This window comes from Halomonas sp. BC1 (assembly GCF_002078135.1).
GTDB lineage: Bacteria > Pseudomonadota > Gammaproteobacteria > Pseudomonadales > Halomonadaceae > Vreelandella > Vreelandella stevensii.
On the sequence record NZ_LFGS01000004.1, the window covers coordinates 262,974 to 272,945 of the forward strand.

Below are 9,972 nucleotides of genomic sequence, written 5' to 3' on the forward strand. Positions count from 1 at the left end.
CCCTCGAGCAGCTTACGGACCTACCACATCCATCAACTTGGCATAGTCGGTCACCACATCGTATTTCACCTTATCCTCGGTCACCTGCTGGCTGATCTCGTCGAAGAACTTGCGGGCGCAGTCGATCTTTTTCTGTTCGATCTCGCGCAGCTTCATGGATGACATAGTGCCTTTGGTCTCAGCAACGAAGTAGATGTGCTTCACACTGCCGGCACGGAAAGAGATGGCCCAGTCGGGGTTGTAGTCGCCCACCGGCGTTGGGATCAGGAAGCCCCTTGGCAGCTTGGCATAAACCACTACCTCACTGCTGGTATCGAGTTCGGTGACAAAACGACGCTCGATCTCCGAATCGGTGATGGCGTAGTCGTAGATGTGGTTCTTGAGCTTTTGCGTGGCCCGGGAGAAGTCTTGTCCGGTTTGGTTGGCGGTGAAGATATCCACATCGTAACGCTCGTCCACTTCATCGTAGGCCAAACGCTCGATGACCATCGCGGCCTTCTGTTCGGTGATCAACCGGGATGCCTCGGCGATGAAGTGTTCAGGGTTTTGCCGGAACTGCTGGAATACAGCGGGTTGTATACCTTGCAGTATCCTGGCTGCTGTCTGGCGGGTCAGCTGGGCGTTTTCGGCTACCTTGCCGAGCAGGTCATAGCGGACCCGCGAGTGGATTGAGTCGCCGTATTCCGTCGCGGTTTCCTCGACCTTGAAGCCATCGCCCTGCTTCAGTTGCTCATCTGTCAGACCATCATGCTGGATGCCCTTTTGCACGGTGTATTGAAGCGGGGTGACACGCAGGTTCTTGTCCAGGGCTGCGATGCACTTGCGGACCAGCTCATCCGAGTCGAAGTCGACACGGTACACCGCTTTGCGATTGATCCTTTGCCACAACGCCTGGAACTCCTTTTTGTCGAAGTTGGCGTTTAGGGGGTTGGTTTTCGGCTTGCGGCCATCCTCGATTTTAGGCAGTTGGGCGTCGCTGAATACGCTGTCGATCAGCTCAAATACTTGATCGGCATAGGGCTTCAGGTCATCAGGCAAGTCGGCTAAGGCGCCTTGCTCTTTAGCCTGGTGGTAAGTCGGCGCTATTTGGTCGGTTTCATCGGTGTAGTCGTTCTTCACCAGGTAGCGGTATATCTGCTTGGCCATAGCGGGGGTGACGTCCACCGGCCCTTGCTCGGTCGTCAGCTGCTTGCCGGTGAAATAGGCTTCGGTTGCCTGGCGCGGCCGTGCGCTCAAGGTTTCACTTATCTCCTGTTGTAAACCGGCGACAAAATCCTTGTAGCTCTCACTGGCAATCACGGTCAGCACGTTGATGGTGTGAACCACGGCGGGGTTATCCATGCGGTCACCGTGCTGATCCACCGACAAGCGTAACCCGCGCCCCACTTCCTGGCGTCGTGAGATGGTGTTGTCGCTGTGCTTGAGCATGCACATGACAAAGACGTTGGGATTGTCCCAGCCCTCGCGCAGGGCCGAGTGGGAGAAGATAAATCTGACCTTTCGTTTAGCTCTGGTTTCTGCATCATCTGCTCCTGTATGGAGCGCCAAAAGGCTCTCTTTGTCCTTCAGAATCAGGTCATAAGCATCCACATCGTCAGAATCAACCGATCGCGCTCCAACTTTAGGGTCTTTCAGACGATTGGTCTTCTTATCGATGGAGAAATAACCGTTGTGTGTGGCTGCTGGGTTGATATCGTCAAGGTACTGCCGGTAGGCTTCATTATCGATTGCCAGCTCAGACAGATATTCGTCCTTCAGCTGCTCATATTCTTCTTCGAAAATTCGTGCATACTCGCCTCGCTCATCAGGCTTATCATAGTCGCGGTACTTGGCTACCTCGTCGATAAAAAACAGCGACAGCACCTTGATGCCCTGGGCAAACAACTGTTTTTCCCGATCCAGATGGGCCTTGATGGTTTCACGAATCTGAATACGTCGGATATCTCGCTCGGACACATCGCCGCTGGCTTCACCGGCCTTCAATACCAGGCCATTGGTGAACTCCACAGTGTCGGTGGTGGCGTCGATCTGACTGATGGTGAAGCCGTCACGATATTGATCCAGCTCGCCGGACTCGGCAAACAGATCATTGCGAAACTGCAAGCGGCGTAGCTGACGCTTGATCTCACCGGACTTGAGTTTCACCTCCAGCTCGATACGGGCAACTGGCGCCTGCCTGGATATATCGATGCCTTCCAGATACAGATAAGCATTGGTGCCAGCCAGCCCCCGCGTCTGGATGCCACGCACGGCGATCTTCTTGACCAGCTTCTGGTTGTAGGCATCCAGCGCATCCAGGCGGTGAATACGGTTGTGCTGGGTTCGGTGAGTGGCCGAATACCGCAGAATCATCAGCGGCTTGAACTGGGGCAAAGCTTCCATGGTGGCTTTGCCTTCCATCTTCTGCGGTTCATCCAGAATCAGGATGGGGCGGTTGGCGGCGATCACATCGATGGGCTTGCGAGATTGAAAGTCATCCAGCTCGTCGTAGATACGCCGGTTGTCTGCGCCTCGGGCGTTGAACGCCTGGATGTTCATCACCATCACATTGATACCGGCATCCGACGAGAAGCTTTCCAATTCATGCAGTCGCTTGGAGTTGTAGATGAAGAATCGCGCCTTCTTGCCATAGCTCTCGGTGAAGTGCTCAGCCGTGATCTGCAGGGATTTGTAAACCCCTTCGCGGATGGCAATGGACGGCACCATGATGATGAACTTGCTCCAGCCATAGCGCTTGTTCATCTCAAAGATCGTCTTGATGTAGCAGTAGGTCTTACCGGTGCCGGTCTCCATCTCTACGTCGAGGTGGATGCGCGTAGCCGCCAGAGCGTCCTTTTTATAAGCCGCCTTGACGGGCACCCGATTGCCCTTGTTGTCGTAGGTCGTGAACTCGGTCAGCGACGTTGCAACTGGCAGGTTTTGGCGTCGTTGGACCGTCTGGATGTTTTCCAACACCTGTGCTTCGCTTAGGGCAATGTCGGCATTCCTGAAGCCATCCTCGTCAAAGGCGCTGGATTGCGCGCGCTGACCCGGATCGATCCGGTAGGTCAAACCGTCGAGCAGGGGCTGACCGGCAAAGCAGTCGACCACGGACTCCACGGCGTGGGTCTGGTAGGCCTGGGTTTTAAACTTCAGCTTCATGGCATTCTCTTTCTGCATTCTTTCTGCAAGGCTTTCTGCACGCCGTCGCGCAGAAAGCATCTGATCTTCTATAACAAGCTCATGGCATCAATTGCAGCAACTCACAAGTTTTCCCTGTGAGTTGCTAATGGACCAATCGCTAAGCAATCACTACCGTCACAGGGAGCGCACTTCAGTGCTGGGCGACAATTGGCGGAAGATCTGCTCGACGTTGATTTTTACTGCATCAGAGACAAAGCCATTGTCGCGGAACACCACGCGCAGAGGTTCATGCTTGGCCAATTCCTTGACCAGCTCTTCGGTAATACCAGTATCGAAGCAGGCGACCAGAGCGTTGTCATCGACGAAGAACACGGTTTTGTCTTGCAGGGTTTCGCGGCGAATCGGCAGGGTCAGATCCACACCCCAGTCCACCAGCACCTGAAACAGGAGATCTTCCGGCGTTCGGTCGGGTTTGACGTTGTCCACCGCTTCCAACAGGTCACTCTGAGACAGCTCATCAGGACGGTAGTAGATGTCCTTCATATTTGAGGTGTCGACCTTGAGCACGCGAAAGCCGACATCGCGGTTCCACTCGGGGTGGCAATCGCCTGCTAGTGCTCTTGTGCCAGCGCGCCGAATGCGCTCTTTTGCAATTGCTGAGATAGTTTTGTACCCAGCTTTTCTAGCCTCTGAATCACTAGGCGTCACCTCAGGAAGCTGCACGGAAATACACTGTCGCTTTTTCCCATCTGTTGCGGAAAGCTCCATGACAGCATGTGCTAGAGAGCCCGAACCGGCAAAGAAGTCGAGCACAGTCCCCTCTTTACAACTCATTTGCAGTAAGAGCTTCAGGAGGTTTACGGGCTTTGGTGTCTCAAAAACCGCCTTTCCGTCGAACATATTCTTGAGTGCATTCTTTGCGACTTCATTCGTGCTTGCATCCTCAGCGAATATAATTGTCTCGGGAGTTAAACCACGCTCTTTGGCGTTAAGGTAAGTTTTGATACGGGGCACTCCATTCCCGTCCTTGCCAAACCAAATGCGACCTTCTGCAATCGCCTTGTCCATTTCGGGTTTCGTATAAACCCAGCATCTTCCGCTTTCAAGCTCGTGTTTTTTTCCGTTGGGCGCCTCAAGAGTATAAAACTGAGACTTTGTACCGTGTCCTGCTTGAGCGGTTGCGGGATCAGATTTCCAGTCTCCCCGGGGATCATTGTCAGGATTTTTGTAGTTTGCAAGTGCCTTTTCCGACATTGGAAGTTGGGCTATTGGTCGAACGGCTGGCTTTCGAGACTTCGTGTAGCAAACGATATAATCATGTCGGGATGAAACAATTTTTCGATTTTCTCTATTGGTACGCTTCTCCCAGATGAAATTCCCAATGAAATTCTCGCTTCCAAAAATTTCATCGCAAAGCTTATTGAGATTCGCGAGTTCAACATCGTCAATAGAAATGAAGATTAAACCGTCATCGGACAGAAGGTTTCGTGCAAGCCTTAAACGCGGATAAATTAGGGATAGCCAATCTGAATGGAACCTTCCATTGGCTTCTGTGTTTGCGATCAGTCGATTCCCTTTCTCATCAGACTGCATTGACCGTTCCAAGAAACCATGCATCGACTCTGCAAAGTTATCGGCGTAAACAAAGTCATTCCCTGTGTTGTAAGGTGGATCTATATAGATCATTTTGATCTTACCGAGAAAGCTCTGTTGCAGTAGCTTCAGCGCCTCAAGATTGTCACCGTCAATGAATAGATTCTTTGTCAGCTCGAAATCTACACTCTCTCCTGGGCTCGGTCGCAAGGTTCGAGCTATAGGAGCATTGGCAACCGAGAGGGCCTCTCGCTTACCCGGCCAATCCAATCGATACCGTTCCTGCGGCCCCTCCACAATCGAGTCGCTCAGCTCCTGACGCAACTGATCAAAGTCCACTGCCAGACGTAGCTTGCCAGTGGCTTCATCTCGTGCCTCCGTTACACAGCTAGGGAATAACTCCTGAATCTTTGCAATATTGTCTTGGCTCAGATCCGGGCTGTGCATTTTCAGTTTTTCCATCATCTTTCTCTCAATGACTCTGTGTGGCAGCCTGCTGTTGTATCAGCCGCTGCAGCTCCTGTTTGGCATCGCGCAGCTCGGCATTGATGGCTACGCGCTTGTTGAATTGTTTCTCACGGCCCAGCCGCGTTTTGATCCGTTCGACTTGTTTCTGCTGGCTGGCGATGGCCTCGGCAAGCTCAATACGCTGTTCCAGTGTCAACCGCCCGGTTTGCAGTCCTTGCGCGCCCACCATATAGGGCGCTGCTGTGACATCGCTAAGGTGTGGTGTTTTTTCATCCCTCAGCCCTCCGCCTTCATCCTTCCCAAAAATCAGGGGGCTGAGTAATTGCTCATAAAGCCCGGCCATATCCAGTGCCACCGGAAGCTGCTGGCGTGGCGAGGTCTCTGGCTGCCAGTCCGTTTCGAAGTAGCTTCCCATGACCCAGCGGCTACTGTCCGCGGCACTTTTTGGGTTCTGCGCGGGTCGCTTATAAGCTGCAACCAGTTTTATACGTCCACCCTGTACCAGCTCAAAGATCAGCGGAAATGGAATGGCACGGTCGATGGCCTTGAGTACGTCCTGGTCCAGACTAGCCCCCTTGAGGTTGAGGCGAAACACCTGGATTTCTGCCACTGCAGGCGTGGCTGGCAGATTGACCGTTTCCGGGGCCAGTTTGTAGGCCCAGTTGATCTGCTCTACCTGCTGGACAAAGCGTTCCTTGAGGGCGGCACTGACGGCAGCATGCTCGTATATCTTGCTCTTGGGCACCACCCGGCCAAAGGCCGCCTGTTTCGGCCAGGCGAATAATAAGGCTGAGGGCTGAGGGATGAAGGATGATGTCATCCAGTCCTCCGCTGTTTGGTTTTTTTGGCGCAGGTGACAAGTATGGCCGTGAGCTCGTTGGCTTCGGCCATAAGATCGCTGAGTCTCTCTTTGGAAACGATACTGCTTTCCACCAGCAGTTCCAGCCAATAGGTGGTTTCTTCGAGTTCCTGCAAACCGCCTTCTATCTTGCTGATAAACTCGGCATCCGAGCGCGCACGACAGGCTTCTCGGTAATGTGCACCGACAGACGTACCCGAACGCAACACCTGCTTCCCCATCACCTGCGCTTCAGTTGTCTTGGGCAAGGCTCCATACAATCGCACTACCCGCAACGCAAATGCCTTGGTCCGCTCCCGCAAGTCGCTCACCGGTTTTTCATCCCTCATCCTTCAGCCCTCTCCTTCATCCTTCATCCTTCATCCTTCATAATTACCAAAAACGCAATCAGCTCAAAATCACCCAGTCCCTGTATCGTGGTGGTCAGTGCAGTGGTCCGGCCGCCGCCAAACAGGCTGTCGATGTCCTTTTCTTCCTTCACCTCAATCATGCTGCGAATGGCCTGGCTGAGCAGGTCGGAGTAGGGCTGCATATTGCGCCCGTCCTGGGTCCGCTCATTGAACAGCTGGCACAGGGCGCGGATGGGTTCATCCTCGCCCTTGCAACTACTGCGGATCAGGTCGAGCAAGCGCTTGACCTCGGTATGGTCGGCAATGACTTCACCATCAGTGCCGATATACACCAGGTAGTAGGGGTGCAGGCGGTTCTGCTGGTTGACGTTGACGCTGTCGTGGATGTTTTTCAGGGCGAAAATAACGCCAGGCAGTAGGCCGACGTCTGGTTGCGCTGGAACGATGGCGTGCATGCCGAAGGGCACGTTATCCAGCTCGCCGTTGGCTTTCACATAGTTCAGCAGGTCCATACGGAAGTCGTTCAGACCCAGGTCGGTAATCGAGATGCCGGCCTTGACGTCTTCCAGCTCAATGACTTCATCCTGCAGACGTTTGAGCTGCTCCTTGCGGTAGGCAATGTCACTGGACTTGGCGGTGAGCACGTTGTCATCACCGGTGGCAGTGACATCGGCGATTACCATGCGGTTTTCTACCCGCTCCTTGAGGTTGATGTATTCATCCAGGCTGATGTCCGGCCAGTAGTTGACCAGCTGGATCTGCTGGTTGGGCGATCCGATACGGTCGATACGTCCGAAACGCTGGATGATGCGCACGGGGTTCCAGTGAATGTCGTAGTTGATCAGGTAGTCGCAGTCCTGCAGGTTCTGGCCCTCGGAGATACAGTCGGTGCCAATCAGGATATCCAGCTCGCTGGGCTCATCCGGTAACGCTATCGCCTTTTCCTTGGAGCGGGGCGAGAACAGGGTCAGCAGACTCTGAAAGTCATAGCCTTTGCGCAGCGTCGACTTGGGTGCATCAGAGCCAGTCACCTTGCCGACATGCAACCCACGCTTCAATGCCATCGGGGCAAGGTTGTCATACAAGTAATTGGCCGTATCGGCAAAAGCAGTGAAGATAAGGACCTTGCGGTTGCCGGGGTTCAGCGGCTGGTCGATCTTGTCATTGATCAGTTTGAGCAGGTGTTGCAGCTTGCTGTCATCCGCTGGAGTTACCTGGCGCATGGACTCCAACAGGTTGTCGATCAAGGCCAGGTCTGCTGCCAGGTCGTGACGCCAGGAAGGCAGGTCCATATCCGCCAGGCTGATCTGGACTTTTTTGCCTACGGTAAATTCGTCCAGCCCCGAGAAACTTTCATCGTCGCCGTCAAAGGCGTCGATATCGTCCAGATAGTCACCCACTTGACCGGCTTTGCCGCTGGACTCGAAGGCGTCGATTGCTTCCAGCGTGCGAGTAATGTTGCCGCTGAGCGACGCCAGTGTCAGGCGGAAGGCGGCCACTGAGCTTTCCAGACGTTTGAGCAGGTTGGTGGTCATCAGGGCCTGCAGGCTTCGCTCACGGTCTACCTGCCGCAGCTTGCCTCTGCCGCCTTCTACCTGAGTATCGTACAGCTCTTCGTACTTACGCAACCGGCTGGGCAGGATGTAACTGATGGGGGCGTAGACGGAGAGCTTGAGCACCGATAACTGGCTGAATATCTCGTTGAGGTCGGCCACATCCTGACGTTCAGTAATCGGGCAATGGAACGACAGTGGTTTGCGGCGCTCGGGGAAGTGACCAATGTCGGTGGTGTCGTAAAAGGTCTGGATATGCTTACGCGAGCGGGCAATAGTGACCGAGTCCAGCAGCTCGAAGAAGTCGAAGTCCAGGGCTTTGAGGATGGACGCCGCTGTGCGCTGTTCCGGGGGCAAGTCTGACCAGGTATTGAAGGCCTTCTGTGCCCGGCGGAAAATCTCTTCTACGCTGGTGTTGGTTTTCAGGTGCTTGCCCAGGGCATCGGACTCCCCCTCGTAGGCCAGCGCCAACTGATTGCGCAGATCGACAAAGCGGTTATTGACCGGCGTGGCAGACAGCATCAGCACCTTGGTTTTGACCCCGGCGCGGATAACCTTGTTCATCAGCTTCTGGTAACGGGTTTCGCGGTCCTTGTAGACGTCGTTGTTGCGAAAGTTGTGGGACTCGTCGATTACCACCAGGTCATAGTTGCCCCAGTTGACCCGGTTCAACGGGATGCCAAAGGACTCTCCGGAGGTGCGGGACAGATCCGTATGGCAGAGCACGTCATAGTTGAAGCGGTCCTTGGCGAAGATATTGGTGGTCAGGTTGCTGTTGTAGTTGCGCCAGTTGTCCGCCAACTTCTTCGGGCATAGCACCAGGACTGACTTGTTGCGCAGCTCGTAATACTTGACCACGGCCAGGGCAGTGAAGGTTTTGCCGAGGCCTACGCTATCGGCCAGGATGCAGCCGTTATAAGTTTCCAGCTTGTTGATGATGCCGGTGGCGGCGTCCTTCTGGTAGTTGAACAGCTTGTTCCACACCAGCGTATCGCGATAGCCAGTGAGGTCATTTGGCAGCACGTCTTCGTCAACATCTTCCAAAAAGTCCCGGAAGATGTTGTAGAGCATGATGAAGTAGATGCGCTCGGGGGAGTTCTCCTGATAGACCGACTCGATATGGTCGCAAATTGCAGCGGTAACGTCCTCCACCTTCTCCGGATCGTCCCAGATCTGGTCGAACAGTTGCAGGTACATCTGCGCATGGGCTGGCTCGTCCATGCGATTGACGAAGTTCGAGACCGCATTGCCTTGCTGGTAACCAAGATCTACAGCAGTGAAGCCATTGACCGGCATATAGGCAGTCGCCTGGTCACGGTTGGCAACATGCACAAAGGGCTGCATGGGGGCCTTGGTCTTGTTAGACCGGAACCTGGCCTTTTGGCGTATCCATTGCGCGCATTCGCGTGCGACCGCCCGCTGAGTTAGCTTGTTGCGAAGCTGAATCTCAAATTCGGTGCCATATAGCCCACTTTCGCGCTGGGACTTCGGGATGAAGAACTCCCGGCGTTCTTTTTTCAAGCGGTCCGTGACTTCGTTGGGTACGAAGGTAGGGGCGGTGAAGATGAACTGCAGGCTCTCCACCCCAGTCAGCTCTTTTTTCAGCGCTTCGAAGGCATAGATGGAGAAGCAGGAGGCGGCGATCTTCAGCCTGGCACCTGGGGTGACGGTCGCTTTGAGGTCGTCGCCCAAGAGACGGTTGATGTTGTCGATCATTTCCACTGTCTTCACCGTATGGGTCGATTTCGAGACATCGGCGACTATTCGTCACGCCCACTAACGCACTAAATATTCATTTCCGTTAGACAGTAATAAAAATGAGAGAAGATATAAATAGAAGGGAGCCAAAACATGGCAAAAGGAGCCAGAAATCAATAAATCACTATCGAGGAAAAGCAAAACCTTTAGAAATGGTGGGCCCAGTAGGACTTGAACCTACGACCAAGGGATTATGAGTTTGCCGCCAAAGCTCTATGCCTAGAAAAATCAAGCGTAGGCGAACGTAATCCAAACAAGCACAAAGCAC

The 9,972-nt window shown here is 53.9% G+C and carries 5 protein-coding genes; all 5 read right to left on the minus strand.

All coding sequences use genetic code 11. The features are described 5' to 3' along the window. Positions 1–12: 12 nt before the first annotated feature. On the minus strand, positions 13–3,141 hold the full coding sequence (locus B7L72_RS02770) for a type III restriction-modification system endonuclease (protein ID WP_081192404.1): 3,129 nt from the start codon (positions 3,139–3,141) through the stop codon (positions 13–15). Positions 3,142–3,297: 156 nt separating this feature from the next. Beyond that, positions 3,298–5,181 (minus strand): site-specific DNA-methyltransferase, encoded by a 1,884-nt coding sequence (locus tag B7L72_RS02775; RefSeq protein WP_254893741.1) that lies wholly within the window; start codon positions 5,179–5,181, stop codon positions 3,298–3,300. A gap of 7 nt (positions 5,182–5,188) precedes the next feature. Beyond that, complete coding sequence (locus B7L72_RS02780; protein WP_081192406.1) at positions 5,189–6,004, minus strand: DUF4391 domain-containing protein; 816 nt, start codon at positions 6,002–6,004, stop codon at positions 5,189–5,191. Then, positions 6,001–6,372 (minus strand): four helix bundle protein, encoded by a 372-nt coding sequence (locus B7L72_RS02785; RefSeq protein WP_081136077.1) that lies wholly within the window; start codon positions 6,370–6,372, stop codon positions 6,001–6,003. The genes B7L72_RS02780 and B7L72_RS02785 overlap by 4 nt, the downstream gene beginning before the upstream one ends. A 23-nt stretch (positions 6,373–6,395) precedes the next feature. Further along, positions 6,396–9,677, minus strand: a complete 3,282-nt coding sequence (locus tag B7L72_RS02790) for a helicase-related protein (protein WP_254893742.1) — start codon at positions 9,675–9,677, stop codon at positions 6,396–6,398. Positions 9,678–9,972 lie beyond the last annotated feature (295 nt).